This window comes from Streptomyces triculaminicus (genome assembly GCF_017349075.1).
GTDB classification, from domain to species: domain Bacteria; phylum Actinomycetota; class Actinomycetes; order Streptomycetales; family Streptomycetaceae; genus Streptomyces; species Streptomyces triculaminicus.
Genome location: NZ_JAFMOF010000001.1, coordinates 1,905,783 through 1,924,142 on the forward strand (window position 1 = coordinate 1,905,783; position 18,360 = coordinate 1,924,142).

14 protein-coding genes and 1 pseudogene are annotated in these 18,360 nt (G+C 72.9%); 6 read left to right on the forward strand and 9 right to left on the reverse strand.

Annotated elements, in window-relative coordinates; all coding sequences use genetic code 11:
- Positions 1-15: 15 nt before the first annotated feature.
- The 4 genes and pseudogenes from J1792_RS08950 to J1792_RS08965 all read right to left on the reverse strand — a co-directional run bounded on the left by J1792_RS08950 (position 16) and on the right by J1792_RS08965 (position 4,969).
- Positions 16-1,260, reverse strand: a complete 1,245-nt coding sequence (locus tag J1792_RS08950) for a hypothetical protein (RefSeq protein ID WP_207246953.1) — start codon at positions 1,258-1,260, stop codon at positions 16-18.
- A gap of 10 nt (positions 1,261-1,270) precedes the next feature.
- A complete protein-coding gene (locus J1792_RS08955; RefSeq protein ID WP_207246954.1) occupies positions 1,271-2,209 on the reverse strand; it encodes an N-acetylneuraminate synthase family protein in 939 nt (312 codons plus the stop codon).
- Between the two features lie 107 nt (positions 2,210-2,316).
- A pseudogene (locus J1792_RS08960) lies at positions 2,317-3,641 on the reverse strand (cytidylyltransferase domain-containing protein).
- 38 nt (positions 3,642-3,679) lie between these two features.
- The gene (locus J1792_RS08965; protein WP_207247124.1) at positions 3,680-4,969 is read right to left on the reverse strand and encodes a DUF6716 putative glycosyltransferase; all 1,290 of its coding nucleotides are present in this window, start codon (positions 4,967-4,969) and stop codon (positions 3,680-3,682) included.
- A 223-nt stretch (positions 4,970-5,192) separates the two neighbouring features.
- On the opposite strand from J1792_RS08965, the gene J1792_RS08970 reads away from it, so the two are divergent.
- The 3 genes from J1792_RS08970 to J1792_RS08980 all read left to right on the forward strand — a co-directional run bounded on the left by J1792_RS08970 (position 5,193) and on the right by J1792_RS08980 (position 8,850).
- Positions 5,193-6,200, forward strand: coding sequence for a glycosyltransferase family 2 protein (locus J1792_RS08970; protein WP_086573537.1), 1,008 nt, complete (start codon positions 5,193-5,195; stop codon positions 6,198-6,200).
- Entirely contained in the window at positions 6,200-7,564 is a 1,365-nt protein-coding gene (locus tag J1792_RS08975; protein ID WP_207246955.1) for a polysialyltransferase family glycosyltransferase, read from the forward strand. The genes J1792_RS08970 and J1792_RS08975 overlap by 1 nt, the downstream gene beginning before the upstream one ends.
- A 122-nt stretch (positions 7,565-7,686) precedes the next feature.
- Complete coding sequence (locus J1792_RS08980; RefSeq protein WP_207246956.1) at positions 7,687-8,850, forward strand: acyltransferase family protein; 1,164 nt, start codon at positions 7,687-7,689, stop codon at positions 8,848-8,850.
- Here J1792_RS08980 and J1792_RS08985 read toward each other — a convergent pair.
- On the reverse strand, positions 8,828-9,481 hold the full coding sequence (locus J1792_RS08985; protein WP_207246957.1) for a TetR/AcrR family transcriptional regulator C-terminal domain-containing protein: 654 nt from the start codon (positions 9,479-9,481) through the stop codon (positions 8,828-8,830). The genes J1792_RS08980 and J1792_RS08985 overlap by 23 nt on opposite strands.
- Positions 9,482-9,554: 73 nt before the next feature.
- Between J1792_RS08985 and J1792_RS08990 the strand changes: the two genes are divergently transcribed.
- Positions 9,555-11,072, forward strand: a complete 1,518-nt coding sequence (locus J1792_RS08990) for an FAD-dependent monooxygenase (protein ID WP_207246958.1) — start codon at positions 9,555-9,557, stop codon at positions 11,070-11,072.
- An 82-nt stretch (positions 11,073-11,154) separates the two neighbouring features.
- Here J1792_RS08990 and J1792_RS08995 read toward each other — a convergent pair whose 3' ends face one another.
- Both J1792_RS08995 and J1792_RS09000 read right to left on the reverse strand, forming a co-directional pair.
- The gene (locus tag J1792_RS08995) at positions 11,155-12,555 is read right to left on the reverse strand and encodes a GntP family permease (protein WP_207246959.1); all 1,401 of its coding nucleotides are present in this window, start codon (positions 12,553-12,555) and stop codon (positions 11,155-11,157) included.
- 41 nt (positions 12,556-12,596) lie between these two features.
- Complete coding sequence (locus J1792_RS09000) at positions 12,597-13,106, reverse strand: gluconokinase (RefSeq protein ID WP_207246960.1); 510 nt, start codon at positions 13,104-13,106, stop codon at positions 12,597-12,599.
- Between the two features lie 131 nt (positions 13,107-13,237).
- On the opposite strand from J1792_RS09000, the gene J1792_RS09005 reads away from it, so the two are divergent.
- Positions 13,238-14,011, forward strand: coding sequence for a FadR/GntR family transcriptional regulator (locus J1792_RS09005; RefSeq protein WP_242645486.1), 774 nt, complete (start codon positions 13,238-13,240; stop codon positions 14,009-14,011).
- Between the two features lie 17 nt (positions 14,012-14,028).
- Here J1792_RS09005 and J1792_RS09010 read toward each other — a convergent pair whose 3' ends face one another.
- Positions 14,029-15,447 carry an amidase gene (locus J1792_RS09010; RefSeq protein WP_307842925.1) on the reverse strand — a complete coding sequence of 473 codons (1,419 nt, stop codon included), beginning with the start codon at positions 15,445-15,447 and terminating at the stop codon, positions 14,029-14,031.
- A gap of 414 nt (positions 15,448-15,861) precedes the next feature.
- Positions 15,862-16,149, reverse strand: a complete 288-nt coding sequence (locus tag J1792_RS09015; protein ID WP_207246962.1) for a hypothetical protein — start codon at positions 16,147-16,149, stop codon at positions 15,862-15,864.
- A 1,179-nt stretch (positions 16,150-17,328) separates the two neighbouring features.
- Here J1792_RS09015 and mycP point away from each other — a divergent pair.
- Complete coding sequence (mycP, locus tag J1792_RS09020) at positions 17,329-18,288, forward strand: type VII secretion-associated serine protease mycosin (RefSeq protein WP_242645835.1); 960 nt, start codon at positions 17,329-17,331, stop codon at positions 18,286-18,288.
- Positions 18,289-18,360 lie beyond the last annotated feature (72 nt).

Here is an 18,360-nt window from a genome sequence, read left to right on the forward strand (position 1 = left end):
ACCCGTATTTACGGCCTACGTCGTAGACGCGGATGCGTAGGGCAACCGACGCACATCGCGCGCGCTGCCGGTCACTCCGGACAGGAAGTCCTCAGCACGGGGCGAGGCGTGTTCGGTGAGCCAGGCGGGGTCGATGTCGCACACCGCGACGCTCACGCCCGTGCCCGCCAGGGCCAGCGGCAGGGTGTGCACGACGGTGGACGGGAAGCTCACGACGGTGCGGCCGATGGGGCCGCGGCGCGCGATCAGCTCCAGCGGCAGTTCGGGGCGTACGACCTGAAGGCCCAGGCCGGAGGCTATGCGGCGCAGCTTGTCGGGGGACTCGCGGCGGTGCGCGAAGTAGCGGGTGGCGCCGTGGGCGCGGGCCAGGGCGGCCACGGCCTCCAGGTAGCGCTCGGGGTCCACGACGCCGGTCTCGACGAGGGAGGTGCCCACGAGGTCGGTGCCGCGGGTGAGCCGGGGCGGGCCGTAGGTGGCCCTGGTCCAGGCGAAGTCGTTGGCCGTGACGGTCACTCCGGGTGGCGGCTCCACCGGCATGGAGGTGAAGACCTCCACCGAACGGCGGTTGTTCGGTGTCAGCTTCCGGCGCGCCGAAGCAGACACCGGCGCGAGAAGCAGCTCGCGCGCCCCCAGTCCGCCGGCCCCCCGGCGCCGGTGCCAGCGCACGAGGCGTTCGCCCCGCGCGAGTTGGGAGACGAACTCCATGGTGGCGGTGCCGTCGTCCACCACGACCAGCTCCCGGGCCCGGGCGAGGGTCAGCAGCAGCTGGACGTACCGCGAGAACGGATCCCCGATGACCACCCGGCGGGCCCGGCGCAGCGGTCCGGCGAGCGAGCCGACCGTGGCGAAGGGCGCCCCCGGCCCGCCCCGGGCCTCCTCCCAGCGCACCCGGTGACCCTGGTCCCGTGCCAGCTCGGCCATCCGGCGCAGCTGGCCGCGGGTCGTGGGGTCGTGCGGGGCGAGGACGACGACGAGGAGATCGCCGGCCAGGGGGGTGATGTCCCGCCGCCCGGGCTGGCGCGGCACGCCGTCGCGCAGCGGGGGCGCCTCGCCGGGAGGGCCGCCGGGCGGTGCGTAATGACCCGCGCGGTACGCCCACTCGAGGACGTTCAGCAGCTGTACGGGGCTTTCGACGAAGGCGAGCGTGGGGGCGTCGTCGCCCCCGGCGCGCCGGGGGCCCCTGAGGCGGCGGGCGGGGCCGCGGGCCGCGGCCGCCGCCTCGGGGGCCGGGCCGGACGCCGGCCCCTCGGGCGTGGTCACCGGGCGCCCGTCAGACCGCTACGGGTTCGCGGTCGCCCGCCTCGGCGACGACGCCGGGCACCCGGCGCAGCTTGCGCATCGGGCCCAGCTCGCTGTCGTAGACCCGCTTGACGCCGTCGCCCAGCGACTCCTCGACCACGCGGATGTCGCGCACGAGCCGCTGCAGCCCGCCGGGTTCGACGGAGGCGGCCTGGTCGGAGCCCCACATCGCCCGGTCGAGGGTGATGTGCCGCTCGACGAAGGCGGCGCCGAGGGCGACGGCGGCGAGGGTGGTCTGCAGGCCCGTCTCGTGGCCGGAGTAGCCGATGGGGACGTTGGGGTACTCGGCCTGCAGGGTGTTGATCACCCGCAGGTTGAGCTCGGCGGCCTTGGCCGGGTAGGTGGAGGTGGCGTGGCAGAGCACGATGTTCTCGCTGCCGAGCACCTCGACGGCGTGCCGGATCTGCTGCGGGGTGGACATGCCGGTGGAGAGGATCACCGTGCGGCCGGTGGCCCGCAGGGCGCGCAGCAGATCGTCGTCGGTGAGGGAGGCCGAGGCGACCTTGTGCGCGGGCACGTCGAACTTCTCCAGGAAGGCGACGGACTCGGTGTCCCACGGGGAGGCGAACCACGCGATGCCGATCTGGCGGCAGTAGTCGTCGATGCGGCGGTACTCCTCCTCGCCGAACTCCACCCGGTGGCGGTAGTCGATGTACGTCATACGGCCCCACGGCGTGTCGCGCTCGACGTCCCACTGGTCGCGCGGGGTGCAGACCTCGGGGGTGCGCTTCTGGAACTTCACGGCGTCGCAGCCGGCGTCGGCGGCGGCGTCGATGAGGGCGAAGGCGTTGTCGAGGTCGCCGTTGTGGTTGATGCCGATCTCACCGGTGACGTAGACGGGGTGGCCGGGGCCGACGGGCCGGTCGCCGAGGACACGGGTGCGGGTGCCGCTGCGCGGGGCGGAGATCATGAGGTGGCTGTTCCTTCACGGGAGGGAGGGAGGGTGCGGGGGAAGGGGAAGAGGAAGAGGAAGGGGTGTGAGGCGGAAGGTCGGGTCGTGAGGCGGGGGCCTGCGGTTTACGGGGCGGCCCTGGTGCAGGCCTCGCCGCTTTCGCGGCGGCCACCGTCGAGGGCCGGGCCCAGCAGCCAGGAGGCGATCTCGCGGACGGCGCCGGAGCCGCCGGGCGCTGCGGTCACGGCGCGCGCGGCGGCGCGTACGGGGCCGTGCGCGCCGGCGACGGCCACGGGCCAGCCGACGAGGCCGAAGCAGGGCAGGTCGTTGACGTCGTTGCCGGCGTAGAGCACCCGCTGGGGGTCGATGCCGTGCTCGCCGCACCACTGCTTGAGCGCCGCGTCCTTGCGCTCGCTGCCGTGGACGACGGGGATGCCGAGCTTGCGGCCGCGGGCGGCGACGACGGGGTTGGTCTCGGTGGACAGGATCAGCAGCTCCAGCCCGGCCCGGCGCAGCGCGGCGACGCCGAGCCCGTCGCCGCGGTGGACGGCGACGATCTCGCGTCCGTCGGCGTCGATGAGGACGCGGTCGTCGGTCTGGGTGCCGTCGAAGTCGAGGACGACGGCGTCGACGTCCTCCAGGGTGGGCAGGGCGGCGGGGCCGCCGGCGTCGAGCAGCGGGGCGAGCGCGCGGGCGCGGTCGAGGTCGTGCGGGTCGTCGATCTCCAGGACGCGGGCGGCGTCGGTGCGTACGAGCTCGGTCCGGCCGAAGAAGCGGTGGCCGGCGGCCCGGACGCCGTCGGCGCGCATGGCGTAGGCGGCGCCGGTCTCCAGCAGGTCCTGGGGGCGGTCCTGGCGGCGGGGGCGGTGGGCCTTGTCGTGGTTGACGCCGCGGGCCCCGTGGCGGGGCGGGCCGGCGCGGCGGCCCGGTCGGGGACGGCGGCGACCTGGGCGGGGACGGCGGCGGGCCGGTCCGTGCGCCCTTCGTCCGTCTCCTCCCGCTCCTCCCGCCAGACGAAGCCGTGGAAGGGCGCCGCCGTCAGGGCGCTGTCCGCGCCCCCTTCGACGACGGCGGCCGCCACGCCGTCGACGTCCTCGCGGGTGAGGAAGGGGCTGGTGCACTGCACCAGCAGGACCGTGCCGACCGGGCGGCCGGCCATGGCCTCGTAGGCGTCCATGGCGTGCAGCACCGCCGCCTCGCTGGTGGCGGTGTCCCCGGCGATGGCGGCCGGGCGCCGGACGACGGCCGCGCCCGCGGCGCGGGCGGCGTCCGCGATGGCGGCGTCGTCCGTGGAGACGACGACGTCGGTGACCAGGCGGGAGGCCCGGCACTCGCGGACCGCGCGGGCGACGAGCGGTACTCCCCCGACGGCGGCGAGGTTCTTGGAGGGCACGCCCTTGGATCCGCCGCGTGCGGGGATGACGGCCAGGACGGCCGGTGGGGCGGACATGGTGTGCTCCTTGGGGTGTCGGGTGGCCGGCGGGGGCGTCACAGCTCCCCCAGCCGGCGGATGACGGGCGCCACGCGCTGCACGCCGTGCCGGTAGGCGCCGCGCGCCGCGTCGCGCAGGGCTTCGCGCGTGGCGCGGCGCAGCGCGCTCTCCTGCCGCCCGGGCGCGGCGCGCCCCGGCAGGGGGCGCCCCTGGGGGTCGAAGCCGTAGCGGGCGAGGACGGCGGGGAGGTAGCCGGGGGCGGTGCGGGCGGTGTAGTAGGGGGCGAGCGGGGGCAGGGCGGGGCGGGCGGCGAGGTCGGCGACGCGTTCGCGGGCGGCGTCGAAGGCGTGCGCGTACGAGCCGTCGGGTGCGACGCCCTGCCGGGCCGTCCAGCCGGTGTCGGGCTCGGGCAGGCGGCCGGCGTCGAGCTCGTCCCAGGAGACGAGGCAGCCGGAGCCGAGGAAGTGGTGGTTGCCGAGCGGTTCGCGGACGCCGAGGTCGGTGAGGACGGCGGTGGGGATCGCGCGGTGGAGGGATTCCAGGGCGGCCGTGGAGCTGACCGTCACCAGCAGGTCGGTGGTGTCGAGGACCTCGCCCATGTGCCCGTAGACCAGGCGGCAGTTGGCGGGCAGTCCGCCGGGGAGGCGGGCGGCGAGCTTCTGGTAGGGGTGTTCCTCGATGTGGGTGGTGTGCTCACCGGGCTTGCTGCGCAGCTTGATCAGCACCTGCCTTCCGGGGTGCAGGCGGGCATGGCGGGCGGCGCGTTCGAGCAGGTAGGCCCGGTCGGCGCGGCCGTCGGGGACGGATGGCTGGGCGGCGAAGACCACGGTGTACGGGCGGCCTTGGGACGGTCCGGAGTACGGCTCGCCGCCGAGGAAGGGCAGCGCGCACTCGGTGACGCTGTGCGCGGGGGCGCCCGCTCCGGCGTACACGGCGCGGAACCGCTCCGCGTCGTGGCGGGAGTTGGCGAGGACGACGTCCGCGCCGTGCCGCAGCAGCAGCCCGTCGGCGAGCTTCTCGTAGACGACGCCGACGTAGCCGGTGACGACGACCGGGCGGGCCGGGGCCGGACCCCAGGCGTGGGCGAGGCCGTGCAGCAGGGCCTGGACGGCGCCCCCGACGCAGGAGAGCACGAGAACGTCGTACCGGTCCCGGCCGGCGGCGGCCGTGAACTCCGCTCCGGTGACCTCGCGCAGCGCGTCCGCGCGGACGCCGACCTCGGCGAGCTGGCGGACGGTGGGCGTCGCGCGGCCGCGCAGCAGGAAGCCGTCGAGCCGGCCGCCGGGGGCGATCCGGTGCGCGGTGAGCGCCCCCCATTTCCACCGGGTGTCGGAGTCCGCGAGCACCGCGATCCGGGGCGGGGAATCGGTACGTGAGTGCACGTCGCCGACGATAGAAATCCATTCCGTTTCGTTGCCCAACGGGGCTTCAACAGCCGGTAAACAGCACACCGACGGTCGGCGAATCGGTTGACGGAACGGGGTGGTTCACAAATCCGCCGCGCTTCGTTCACCTGCGCTTGCGCTCGGCGTCAGAACGAATGCCGGGGCAGCACATAGCGTCACGCGCGTGGTCAAGCTCTCCGTCGTCGTGCCGTTCTACAACGTGCAGACATATGCCCCCGACACCCTGAGAAGTCTGCGTGCGAACGCACGCGAGGACTTCGAATTCCTTCTCGTCGACGATTGTTCGACGGACGGCACGCCGGGGGTGCTGGAGCGCGCCGCGCGGGACCTGCCGGGAGCCGTGCTCCTGCGCCACGAGACGAACGGAGGGCTGGCCACCGCCCGCAACACCGGGCTCGACGCGGCGCGCGGCCGCTACATCACCTTCCTCGACGGCGACGACTGGCTGGCGCCCGGCCACTACGAGCGGCTGCTACGGGTCGCCGAGGACCTGGACGTCGACTTCGTCCGGACCGACCACGTGCAGTGCACCGGCCGGAACCGGACGGTCCACCGGGTGCCCGTCGGCCGCCGCGGCGTCGCCCTCCACCCGCGCGAGTGGATACTGCCCGCCGGCCGCTCCACCTCCGTCGACTACCCCTACGCATGGGCGGGCCTCTACCACCGGCGGCTGCTCGACGCGGGCCTGCTGCACTTCGTGCCCGGCCTGCGCACCGCCGAGGACCGGCCCTGGATCTGGCGGCTGCACCGCGAGGCGCGGTCCTTCGCGGTCAGCGGACTGCTCGGGGTGTTCTACCGGCGCGGGGTCGCCACATCACTCACCCAGATCGGTGACGTACGGCAGCTGGATTTCATTCGCGCGTTCGACACCGTATTGGCGGAAACGGCCCGCGACCCCGAGGCGGAAAAACTCCTCCCGAAGGCCGTTCGTACGTACTGTGCGATTATTTCGCACCATCTCGGATCGATCGAACGATTCGAACCGGCCGTCGCCGGAAAACTGCGTTCGATGAGCGCGGCCGCCATGAAACGGATGCCTCCCGAACTCCTCCGGGACGCCCTCGATTCCATGGACGAGGACCGCGCCGCCCGCCTGCGCCGGCTGCGCCGCCGGGCGGCCGTGATCCCGGCGCCGCGGCCCGCGGACGCCGGCCCGGAGGTGGCCGCCTGATGCCCGCGCCCGCCCGCACCCAGCTCCTCATGGCCTCGACGCTCTACGGCGCCGCCACCCTGGCCGCGGCCCTCGACGCCGGGCTGCTCCCCGCCGCCGACCGCCGGCTGCTGATCGTGGCCAACACCGCCGCCGTCCCCGAGACCACCCCCGCCTTCGACGAGGCCCCCGGCTTCGAACGGCTGCGCACCCGCTTCGACGGGGTGCTGTCCTGGAACGAGACCATCAGCCCCTTCCACCCCGCCGGCTGGTCCCCGCGCCCGGACGACGCGCCCCTGTGGGAGCGGCACCTGCGGCTGCTGTGGGGGCTCGGCACCGACGACGTGGAGATCGTCCTGGAATCCCTCCAGGTCAACCCCGCCCTCGCCCTCGCCCAGCTGTTCCCCGACGCGCCCCTGGACGTCTACGCCGACGGCCTGATGAGCTACGGCCCCACGCGCAGCAGGCTCGATCCGCTCATCGGCACCCGCGTACGCCGCCTGCTCCACGTGGACCTGGTGCCGGGCCTGAAGCCCCTGCTGCTCACGGAGTTCGGGGTCGAACCGGAGATCGTGCCGAACGAGGTCTTCACCAAGGTCCTCGCCGAGCTCTCCGACGCCACGGCCGCCGGCCTGCCCGACGCCCCCGAGGGCGCCGCCCTGCTCCTGGGCCAGTACCTCTCCGCGCTGGACATCCTCACCCCCGAGGAGGAGGAACGGCTCTACGTGAGCATGCTGCGCGGGGCCGTCGCCCGAGGCCACCGGACCCTGCTCTTCAAGCCGCACCCCTCGGCCCCCGCCCGCTGGTCACGGCTGCTGGAGGAGGAGGCGGACCGGCTCGGCGCGGACCTGACCCTCCTGGAGACGCCCGTCCTGGCCGAGGTGGTCTGCCACCGGCTGCGGCCCGCCCTGGTCGTCGCCTGCTTCTCCACCGCGCTGTTCACCGCGCGCGCCTTCTACGGCCTGCCCGTCGCCCGCGCGGGCACGGACCTGCTGCTCGAGCGGCTCGCCCCGTACGAGAACAGCAACCGCGTCCCGGTGACCATCGTGGACGCGCTGCTGCCCGGCCTCGAGGACGACGGCGGCCGGGAGCCCGACAGCCCCGAGCGGCTCGAGGGACTGCTGGCCGCCGTCGGCTACGCGATGCAGCCCCGCATCCACCCGGGCCTGCGCCCCGCCGCCGAGCGCTACCTCTCCGCGCACCTGGACGCCCGTACCCGGCGCTACTTCAAGCGCCGCCGCCTGACCTCCCTGGCGCTGCCCGGCGCGGTCCCCTCCCAGCTCGCCTTCCTGCCGCGCCACCCCGCCGTCCGCACGGTGGCCCGCCGGGCGCGGGCGGTACGCAGGCGGCTGCTGAAGCGGAAGAAGACGGCGGGCTCCGCATGACGTCGGGCTCCCGTATGACGTCGGGCGCCCGTATGACGTCGGGCGCCCGTATGACTCCGGCGCCCTCATGGCCCTTATAGCCCTACAGCCCTCATGGGCCTTATAGAAATGGCGACTTCCGCATGACGACGGTCCAGGCTCCGAGCACCGTACGGCCCCCGGAACAACGAAGCGCCGGCAAGGCGGCGGCCGGGCGGAAGGACTCCGGCGGGCGGCTGTACGCCCTGGACGGTCTGCGGCTGGTCGCCGCGCTGATGGTGGCGCTCTACCACTACGGCGGCCGGGACGGCGACGTCAGCCGGGCGTGGGGGGCCTCGCCGCGCCATGAGTTCCCGCACCTGTCGACGGCCTTCGCCTACGGCTGTCTCGGGGTGCAGATCTTCTTCGTCATCAGCGGCTTCGTCATCTGCATGAGCGGCTGGGGCCGCCCGCTGCGCTCGTTCTTCGCCTCCCGGGCCGCCCGTCTCTACCCCGCCTACTGGGCCGCGATCGTGCTGGTCACCCTCGTCTTCGCGCTGCCGTGGGCGCCGTACACGCCGGTGCCGGCGAGCGACGTACTGGTCAACCTCACCATGCTGCAGCAGCCGGCCGGGGCCGACCGGGTGCTCGGGGTGTGCTGGACGCTGTGGGCGGAGGTGCGCTTCTACGCGCTGTTCGCGCTGTTCGTGGTGCTGCCGGGGGCGACGCGTCGGCGGGTGGTGCTGTTCTGCGCGGTGTGGACGCTGATGACGGTCGTCACGACGGCGTCCCATGTGGAGTTCCTGCGCGTGGTGTTCATGCCGGAGCACTCCATGTTCTTCATCGGCGGCATCGGCCTGTACCTGGTCCACCGCTTCGGCCATGACGCCGTGGCCTGGGGCATCGTGGCCGTGAGCTTCCTGCTGGGCCAGCACTACGCGGTGGCGGGGCTGTGGCACCCGCCGAACCCGCACTACTTCTCGTACCGCTCGCCCTACGTCATCATCGCCGTCCTCGCCCTGGGCTACGCGGCCGTGGCGGCGGTGGCCCTGGGCGGCACGCGGTGGGCGCGGTGGCGGTGGCTGCCGTTCGCGGGGGCGCTGACGTACCCCTTCTACCTGGTGCACGAGCACCTGGGCTGGGTGGTGATCGGCGGGCTGCACCGGGGCCTGGGGCTGCCGTCGTACGTGACGTTCGGGCTGACGCTGCTGGTGATGCTGGTGCTGGCGTGGGTGCTGCACCGGTGGGTGGAGCACCGGCTGACGCCCGTGCTGCGCGGGGCGATCGACCCGCGCAGCACGGGCGTCAGTCGCCGGCCGCGGGCTTGAGCAGCGTGGCCTCGATCCCGGCGATGACGGCCTGCAGGCCGTCATCGAAGCCGCGGTCGAGGTTCGCGAAGAACTCGTACCCCGCCTCGGTGGCGAGCGGGTACCCCTCCATCTCCAGGGTGCGGTCCTCCAGGTCGTAGGCGGGGTCGCGCTCGCCGCCGGGCTCGGGGTAGACGGACTGCTCCTCGATCACGTAGCCCATCGTGTAGGTGTTGGCGGTGAACATGGCCCGGGCGGCGGCACGCGGCGCGAACCCGGCGTCCACCAGCACGCGCATCATGCCCTCGACCGAGCCCGCGTGGCCGCTGTCGGTGAAGCGCGTGCCCCCGAAGACCTTCCCGCCGTCGCGGTAGCCGAGCAGGAAGCGGCGCAGCCCGCGCATGGTCCCGGCCAGAAAGGCCTGCCAGGAGCTGCGGTCGATCGCGGCGATGGGGCCCTCCATGCGGCGGAACATCTCCGTCGCCATCTCGTCGAGCAGCGCCTGTTTGTTCTCGAAGTGCCAGTAAAGGGCCGGAGCCTGGACGTTGAGCTCCTTGGCGATCCTGCGCAGGGTCAGGCCTTCGAGGCCCACCTCGTTCAGCAGGCGGAGCGCGGTGTCGGCCACTTGGGCGCGATCGATTCGAGGTGCCACCTTGACAGCTTAACAACGTTCAGTTCAGGCTGGGCACCGCAACGGACTTAACAACGTTAAGGGGGGACCGTCCATGTCCATGGACACCGACATCCTGATCGCGGGCGCCGGACCGACCGGCCTCGTCCTCGCCATCGACCTCGCCCGCCGCGGCATACCCCACCGCGTCGTCGAGCGCTCCGAGCGAGGCTTCCCCGGCTCGCGCGGCACCGGCATCCAGCCGCGCACGCTGGAGCTCTTCGACGACCTGGGCGTCATCGACGCGATCATGGCCGGCAGCGGGCCCGTGCCGACCGTGCAGACGTGGGAGGGCGCCGAGCGCTCCGAGAAGTGGAACCTCACCGAATCGGCCGACGCCTCGCCCGCCATCCCCTACCCCGCGGCCCGGATGCTGCCCCAGTGGCGCACGGTGGAGATCCTCTACGCCCGCCTCGAGGAGCTGGGCGGCCGAGTGGACTTCAGCACCGAACTCACCGGCTTCACCCAGGACCCGGACGGCGTCACCGGCACCCTGCGCCACGCCGACGGCACGGAGGAGACCGTACGGGCGAAGTGGCTCGTCGCCGCCGACGGCGGCCGCAGCGAGGTCCGCCAGGCGCTCGGCATTCCCTTCACCGGCGAGCAGGTCGACTCCCGCCCGGTCCTGATCGCCGACGTCCTCCTCGAGGGACCGGACCGCGCGCGGATCGACGGCGGCCACTGGCACATGTGGCAGAAGGAGGAGTCGGGCTTCGTCGCCCTGCGCCCGCTCGAGCAGGTGGAGACCGTCCAGGTCATCGCCGGCTTCGCGGACGACGGCAAGGACATCGACCTGGACACCGAAGCCACGCCCGAGGCCCTCGGCCGCCTCGTCGCCGAACGCACCCGCCTCGACCTGACGATCAGCGAGGTGCGCTGGGCCTCCGCCTACCGGGCCCGCATGGCGATGGCCGAGCGCTTCCGCTCCGGCCGGGTGTTCCTCGCCGGGGACGCCGCGCACGTCCACTCCCCGGCCGGCGGCCAGGGCCTCAACACCAGCGTCCAGGACGCGTACAACCTGGGCTGGAAGCTGGAGGCCGTACTGCGGCGGGGCGCCCCCGACGGCTTGATCGACTCCTACGACACCGAACGCACCCGCATCGCCGCCGACGTGCTGGGCCTGAGCACCCACATCCACCAGGCCGACGTGGGGAACGGCGGCGGCCGCTGGCGGCGCGGCAAGGAGACCCACCAGCTCACCCTCGGCTACCGCGAGGGCCCCCTGACCCGCGAGCTGCGGCGGGACGTCCCCGAGGACGCCCTGCGCGCCGGGGACCGCGCCCCGGACGCGCCCTGCCAGGACGCCTCGGGAGCGCCGGTGCGGCTGTTCGACGTGTTCCGGGGGCCGCACTTCACGCTGCTGGACCTGACCGGCCAGGCCGGCGACGAGCCTTCGGCGCCGGAACTGCCCGACTGGGTACGTACGTTCCGCCCGCAGGACCCGGAGGGGCACGCCAAGGCGGCGTACGGGTCGGGGCTGTTCCTGGTGAGGCCGGACGGCTACGTGGGGCTGGCGACGGACGACGTGCGGGATGTGGAGGCGTACGTGGGGTTGGTGGCGGGGGCCGCGTGACGACAGAGGCCGGGCGGAAGCGTGGTGACGCTCCCGCCCGGCCTGTCCGTCCGCGGTCGTTGCCGTGCCTACATGGCCGTCTCTACAACACCACGGACAGCAGGAGCACGAACACGATCCCCACCACCGAGATCACCGTCTCCATCAGCGACCACGTCTTGAGCGTCTGCCCGACGCTCATCCCGAAGTACTCCTTCACCATCCAGAAGCCCGCGTCGTTGACGTGCGAGAAGAACAGCGAGCCCGCCCCGACCGCCAGCACCAGCAGCGCCGAGTGGGTCGTGCTCATGTCGGCGGCGAGCGGGGCGACGAGTCCCGCGGCCGAGATCGTGGCGACCGTCGCCGACCCGGTGGCCAGCCGGATGCCGACCGCGATCAGCCAGGCGAGCAGCAGCGCGGAGACGGACCAGTCCTTGGAGACGTCGAGGATCATCCGTCCCACGCCGACGTCGATGAGCGTCTGCTTGAAGCCGCCGCCCGCGCCGACGATCAGCAGGATGCCCGCGATCGGTACGAGCGACTTCTCCACCGTCCCGGCCAGCCGGTCCCGCCCGAAGCCGGCGGCGCGGCCGAGCGTGAACAGCCCGACGAGCACGGCCGCGAGCAGGGCGATCAGCGGCGAGCCGACGACGTCCGCGACGCGCTGCACGGGGTGCTTCGGGTCGTCGACCACGATGTCGACGAGCGCCTTGACCAGCATCAGCACCACCGGGAGCAGCACCGTGCCCACGGTGACCGCGAAGCCGGGCCGCCGCTCGAGCTCTTCGGAGGGCCGCTGCGGAATCATCTTCTCCGGCGGTGCGATGTCCACCCAGCGGGCCGCGAGGCGCGAGAAGACCGGCCCGGCGATGACGGCGGTCGGCACGGCGACGAGCACGCCCAGGGCCAGGGTGACGCCGAGGTTCGCGCCGATGCCGTCGATGGCGGCCAGCGGGCCGGGGTGCGGCGGCACCAGACCGTGCATCACGGACAGTCCGGCCAGCGCGGGGACGCCGATGCGCATGAGCGAGTGACCGCCCCGCTTGGCGACGAGCAGCACCACGGGGATCAGCAGCACGATCCCGACCTCGAAGAACAGCGGCAGGCCGATGACGCCCGCGATCAGCACGATCGCCCACGGCATCGAGCGCGTGCCCGCCCGGGCCAGGATCGTGTCGACGATCTGGTCGGCGCCCCCGGAGTCGGCCAGGAGCTTGCCGAGTATGGAGCCGAGGGCGATGAGCACGCCCACGCCCGCGACGGTGGAGCCGAGCCCGGCCGTGAAGCTGGCGATGACCTTGTCGAGGGGCGCGCCCGCGACGGCCCCGAGGACGAGCGTGCCGAGGGTCAGGGAGAGGAAGGCGTGCAGTTTGAGGCGGGTGATGAGGAGGACGATGACGGCGATGCCGACGAGGACGGCGATGCCGAGCTGTGCGTGACCCGCCGATGTGATCGGTGCGGTGGGTGCTGCCGCGGCCAGCATCTCGACGCTGAGAGTGCTCACGGGCTTCCTTGGGAGAGGGGGTCGGTCGGTGTTGTCTGTGGTCAGAGCCGCCGCAGCGCGGCGACGGCCCGCTCGGCGATGACGGCCGCCTCGGGCGTGACGTCGACGGCGACGCCCGCCTCGTCGTCCTCGAGCGGTTCGAGGGTGGCGAACTGCGACGCGAGCAGCCGGGCGCTCATGAAGTGGCCCTGGCGGGCGGCCATCCGGGCGGCGATCAGTTCCCGGTCGCCGGTGAGGTGGAGGAAGACGATTCCGGGCGCGGCGGCCCGTAGCCGGTCGCGGTACGCGCGCTTGAGCGCCGAGCAGCTGACCACGCCGCCCGCCCCGGCCTGGCTGCCGGCCCACGCGCCGACGGCGTCGAGCCAGGGGGCGCGGTCGTCGTCGTCCAGCGGGATGCCGGCCGACATCTTGGCGATGTTGGCGGCCGGGTGGAAGCCGTCGCCCTCGGCGTACGGGACGCCGAGCGCCGCCGCCACCAGTGGCCCGACCGTGGTCTTGCCCGTACCGGCGGTACCCATGACCACGACGAGGTGGGGGGTGGTGGCGGTCATGCGTTCCTCGCTGTCTCCGTCGACATCGGCGTCCGGCCTCACTGAAGCCCATTGGGTATGACGTATTCAAGAGCTCGTAACTAAAACGTCATACTTATTTGCCGCCGCCTACCGGCCCGTAGGCTGGCCCCATGGACAAGCGGGCACAGGAGGGACCGGGGGAACCGGAAGGCCAGAGCGGTCAGGGCGGTCAGACCGTTCAGGGTGTTCAGGGAGGAAGCGGCCTGCACGCGCGCGTGCTGGAAGCCCTGGGCCCGGCCATCACGGCGGGCGACTACCCCCCGGGCAGTGTGCTGCGCACGGACGAGATGGAGGAGCGGTTCGAGGTCTCGCGCAGCGTCGTCCGCGAGGTGATCCGCGTCCTGGAGTCCATGCACCTGGTCGCCTCCCGGCGCCGCGTCGGCGTGACCGTCCTCCCGCCCGAGGAGTGGAACGTCTACGACCCGCGCGTCATCCGCTGGCGCCTGGCCGGCCCCGACCGCCCCCGCCAGCTGCGCTCGCTGACCGTGCTGCGCTCGGCGATCGAACCGGTGGCCGCGGGCCTCGCCGCCCGCCTGGCCACCCCCGCGCAGTGCGCCGAACTGACCGAGCACGCCCTGGGCATGGTCGCCACCTCGCGCGGCCAGCAGCTCGAGCGCTACCTCGTCCACGACATCGCCTTCCACCGCGTGATCCTGCGCGCCTCCGGCAACGAGATGTTCGCCCGCCTCGGCGACGTCGTCGCCGAGGTCCTCACGGGCCGCACCCACCACCAGGTGATGTTCACCGACCCCGACCCGGCCGCGGTGACCCTGCACGTACGGGTCGCGGAGGCGGTACGGGAACGGGACGCGGAACGGGCCGAGGCCCTGACGCGGGAGATCGCGACGGGAGCGATGGCGGAGCTGGACGTACTGGCCCCGTAACCGGAGCGGGTGGTCCCTCAGCCCGGGTGGCCGTCGGGCCACTGCTCGTACCACCGCTGGTCCTCCTCCAGCTGCGCGGCGAGCGAGATGAGCAGCGGCTCGCTGTTCGCGGGCCCGAGCAGCTGGGCGCCGAGCGGCAGACCGGCGGCGGTGCGACCGGAGGGCACGCTGACGGCGGGCCAGCCCAGGACGTTCCACGGCCAGGCGTACGGACAGGCGGCGATCATCCGGGTGTTGGTGTCGCAGGTGCCGATGCCCGCCAGATGCCTGGTGCGCAGCGGCGGTACGGCCGTGGTGGGCGTCAGTACGGCGTCGAACCGCCAGAACATCTCGCCGATCCGGCGGCGCAGCGGCGCCTCCGCCGCGCGCGCGGCGCGCAACGCTCCCCCGCCGAGAAGGGAGCCGCCACGCGCGTTGACGCGCGTACGGGCGTCCAGCAGCGCCCGGTCGGGCACCCGCGCCACCCAGTCCCGGACCCCGGCCATCGACCGTGGCACGAAGGCGAACCCGATCGGCCCGTAGCGCGGGTCCTCCTCCACGACGTCGTGCCCGAGGATCTCCAGCCGGGTGGCGATGCGAAGGGTGGCGTCGCGGACGACCGGATCGAGCCAGTGCCGTACGGCGGCGAAGGCGGGCCGCAGCGACAGGGCGATCCGCAGCCGCCGTCGGGGCTCGTGCCCGGCGGCGGCCAGAACGTCCACGGCGGGCGGCCGGTGCAGATCACCGGCGTGCGACCCGCTCACCGCCTGCAGCAACAGCGCGGCGTCCCCGACGGTACGGGCCAGCGGCCCGTCCGAGGTGATCCCCCGGAACGACTCCCCCTGCGGCCAGGTCGACACGCGCCCGCGTTGCGGCTTGATCCCCACCAGATGCGTCCACGCTGCCGGTATCCGGATCGACCCCGCCCCGTCCGACCCCAGCGCGGCCGGCACCAGCCCGGCGGCGACGGCCGCGGCGGAGCCGCCGGACGAGCCGCCGGGACTGTGCTCCAGGCTCCACGGATTACGCGTCACCCCGAACGCGGGCCCGTCGGTCACGGGCCACTGCCCCAGTTCGGGAGTGTTCGTCTTGCCGACGATCACAGCGCCGGCGGCCCGTAATCGGCGCACGGCCTCGCTGTCGTCCTTCTTGCGCGGAAAGTCCCCGGAACACCCGAACGCCGTGGGCTCGCCTGCCACGTCCATGTCGTCCTTGACGGCGAGCGGCACCCCCAGCAGAACCCCCCGCTCCCCCGCCGCCAGCCTCCGATCGGCCTCGTCGGCCTCCCGCAGCGCCGCCTCGGCACGCACGATCCGGAACGCGTTGAGAGTGCCCTGCGTGGCCGCGATACGCCGCAAGGACCGTTCGACGAGCTCCCGGGAGGAAACCTGACGCTCGGCCAGCGCCTGCGCCTGCGCGGCAAGCCCTTCGCAGTCCCGGCCTACATCCCCACCCACGCCCCCACCTATGAAACCGGTCACCCGAGCCCCTTCCTCCCGATCGAACACACGGTAACGGGACGAGAGTTGTACCGACAGCAGGCCGGGACTCCTGTGAGCCGGCGCCTTGCCGCCTCGCATGATGGGGAACTGTCACAGGGTGTCAGTAGTCTGTGACGGGCGTGGGCGAGGAGGGGGAGTTCCGATGGCACCGTCATCATCGTCACCGGGTGCGGGTGCGGGTGTGGGGGTGAGCCCTATCCTGCCGAAGCCGGCCAGTGGTCTGATCATCGCGTCGGATTTCGAGTCGAAGTCGCATGACGAGTTGTATGCGATGGTCGAGCACGCGGATGTGGAGCGTACGACGTTGGTGGCGGCTCGGCTGTCTTCGGCTGCGGCGTTGCTCGCGTTGTTGGGTGATGAGCTCAAGGGTCATGTGTCCCGGGTGCGGTGGGAGGGTGAGGCGGGCGAGGCCTTCCGTGTGTGGGGTGCGGACATGGCCAATGCGACGTTGCGGCTGGGTGAGCTGAGTGGCAGTGCGGGTGAGTGGATGGCGCATGCGGCGTCGACGCTGTCGAGGGTGAAGTCGGCGATGCCGAAGCCGTCGGCGGCGCGGGCGACGCTGGATGCGTACCGGCAGGGGAATCCGGAGCGGGTGGGGCAGGTGCCCTCGCCGCTCGTCACGGACCAGTCGGGGGGCCTGCGGACGTCGGGGCCCACGCAGCGTCAGGCGTATGAGGCCCAGCAGGCCCCTGCGGAGGCGGCACGTCTGATGCGCCAGCTTGCGGAGTCGTACGCGTGGTCGGCGCACCAGCTGTCGGTGGCGCCGCGGCCTACGTTCCGGCCGATGCCGGATGACTGGATGCCGGAGAAGGATGTCGAGAGATATCGGCACGCTCCGGGTGGCGCGTCCTCGGCAATGCCCTCCGGGGGAGCTGCGGCAGCAGCACCACATTCCTCGGGAGCAGGCGCATTTGCCTCGCCGCCCGTCGGCGACCGTGCGGGTTCCGTCGCTCCGACGATCAACCACCCGGGCTCCCCGGATTCCAGCAGAATCGACGGATGGCGAGACAGCCCTCCCGTCGTACCGAACTCCCCTGCCACTCCCGCCCATCCGAGGCCGGACAGCAGCACGCCTACCAGCCCGCTTCCGCTGCCGCATGTGCCTACGCCTCCGGCCATTGGCTCGGAGCGCAGACCGGTGGAGTCGGCAGGTCCTCACGGTCGTGTGTCACCGGGTCAGGCAGGTCGGCTCCCTCAAGGCGTCGGCAGAAGCGGAGCGACCGGACCACGCTCCGCCACACCCTTTCCCCGCAACGTCGGGGATGGCATCGTCGGGGGCCGCCCCTCACCCCGGGCCGGCGGGCAGCCGAGCGCGCAGCCTGCCAGGGGCGCTGTCATCGGTGCCGAAGGGCAGGATCAACGGCGGAGCGGCTCCCCGTTGCCCTACGGCCCCGGCGCCGGAGCAACGAGCGGCGCCACCGGAACCGGCCGGGCGGGCGGTCCCGGCAGGCGGTTGGCGACCGAAACCGGCGGAGTCGTTGGCGGCCGCCCCCAACCACGCGGAAGCGCTTCCGACCGAACGTTCACACCGGGCGGAGCAGGGCTGGTCCGGGCCCCGTCAACGACCGACGGTTCACAGCGCGAAAGGCAGCGCCGACGACCCGACTATGTCGTCGAGGAAGAATCCGCCTGGACCGAGGGCCACCGACGCGTGGTTCCACCCGTCATCGACTGATGGCCGGAATCACGGCCCACAAGGGAAGGCGCATGCCGAAAAAGGCCAGAACCCGCAGCAACAGAGTGCTGGCTGCCGTAGCCATGCTGCTCTGCGCCAGTTCCATGAGCGCGCCGGCACATGCGGACTCCATCCGTTCCCAGCAGTGGTACCTGGACGCCATGCGTGCTGAGGAGATCTGGAAGACAAGCACCGGTACCGGTGTGACCGTTGCCGTCATCGACTCGGGCGTCGACGCAACCCTTCCGGACCTCCGGGGGCAAGTCCTCGAAGGTCGTGACTTCACCGGACGAGGCGATGACGGCCGTACCGACGCGAAGGGGCACGGGAGCCGGATGGCCATGTTCATCGCCGCAACCGGAAAAGGCGACGGAACATGGGGCCTTGCTCCGGGGGCGAAGATCCTCCCCCTACGAGCCTCTGGAACCCGGGACGCCGCTACAAGCGGAGCAGCCATCGGATCAGCCGTTCGTTTTGCGGCCGACTCGGATGCAAAGGTCATCAACATCTCCCTCGCGAGAACGGCGGCGAGCCGCGAGGAGGCGGACGCAGTCGCCTATGCGCTGTCCAAGGGGAAGCTGATCTTCGCCGGAGTGGGCAACGACGGCGACACATCCAACCTGCCTCAGTACCCCTCGGCCACCCCCGGCGTCATCGGCGTATCCGCAGTGGACCAGGACATCAAGGCCGCCTCCTGGTCCCAGTACGGCCCCCAGGTCGACCTGGCCGCGCCCGGGACAAACATGGTGGCCCCGTGCACAGACGGCACCAGCGGCCTCTGTATCGGCGACGGCACAAGTGACGCCACCGCCCTGGCCTCCGCATCCGCGGCCCTGGTCTGGTCCGCGCACCCCGACTGGACGGCGAACCAGGTCCTGCGCGTCCTCATCAACACCGCCGGCGGCCCCAAGAGCGGCGAGAAGCGCAGCGACAGCCTCGGCTACGGCGTCGTCCGCCCCCGCATCGCCCTGCAGAACCCCGGCGACCCCGGCCCCCGGACGTCAGCCCCCTCCCCGAACTGGCCGCAGCCCCCGCGGCGAAGCCGAGCGCCGGCACGAAGGCGACGGCCGCCGACGACAACGGCAGCGGCACCGGCCCCCTCTCGACCCGCACCACCGTGATCGCGGCCGCCGTCACCGCCGTCGCACTGGCGGTCGCGGTCCCCACGCTCATCACCCGTCGCCGCCGCCGCA

Excerpts from the sequence above, each read along its gene's own strand:
- J1792_RS08955 (WP_207246954.1), bottom strand. The coding sequence starts at position 2,209 with ATGATCTCCGCCCCGCGCAGCGGCACCCGCACCCGTGTCCTCGGCGAC.
- J1792_RS08975 (WP_207246955.1), top strand. The coding sequence starts at position 6,200 with ATGCCCGCGCCCGCCCGCACCCAGCTCCTCATGGCCTCGACGCTCTAC.
- J1792_RS08980 (WP_207246956.1), top strand. The coding sequence starts at position 7,687 with ATGACGACGGTCCAGGCTCCGAGCACCGTACGGCCCCCGGAACAACGA.
- J1792_RS08990 (WP_207246958.1), top strand. The coding sequence starts at position 9,555 with ATGTCCATGGACACCGACATCCTGATCGCGGGCGCCGGACCGACCGGC.
- J1792_RS09000 (WP_207246960.1), bottom strand. The coding sequence starts at position 13,106 with ATGACCGCCACCACCCCCCACCTCGTCGTGGTCATGGGTACCGCCGGT.
- J1792_RS09005 (WP_242645486.1), top strand. The coding sequence starts at position 13,238 with ATGGACAAGCGGGCACAGGAGGGACCGGGGGAACCGGAAGGCCAGAGC.
- mycP (WP_242645835.1), top strand. The coding sequence starts at position 17,329 with ATGCGTGCTGAGGAGATCTGGAAGACAAGCACCGGTACCGGTGTGACC.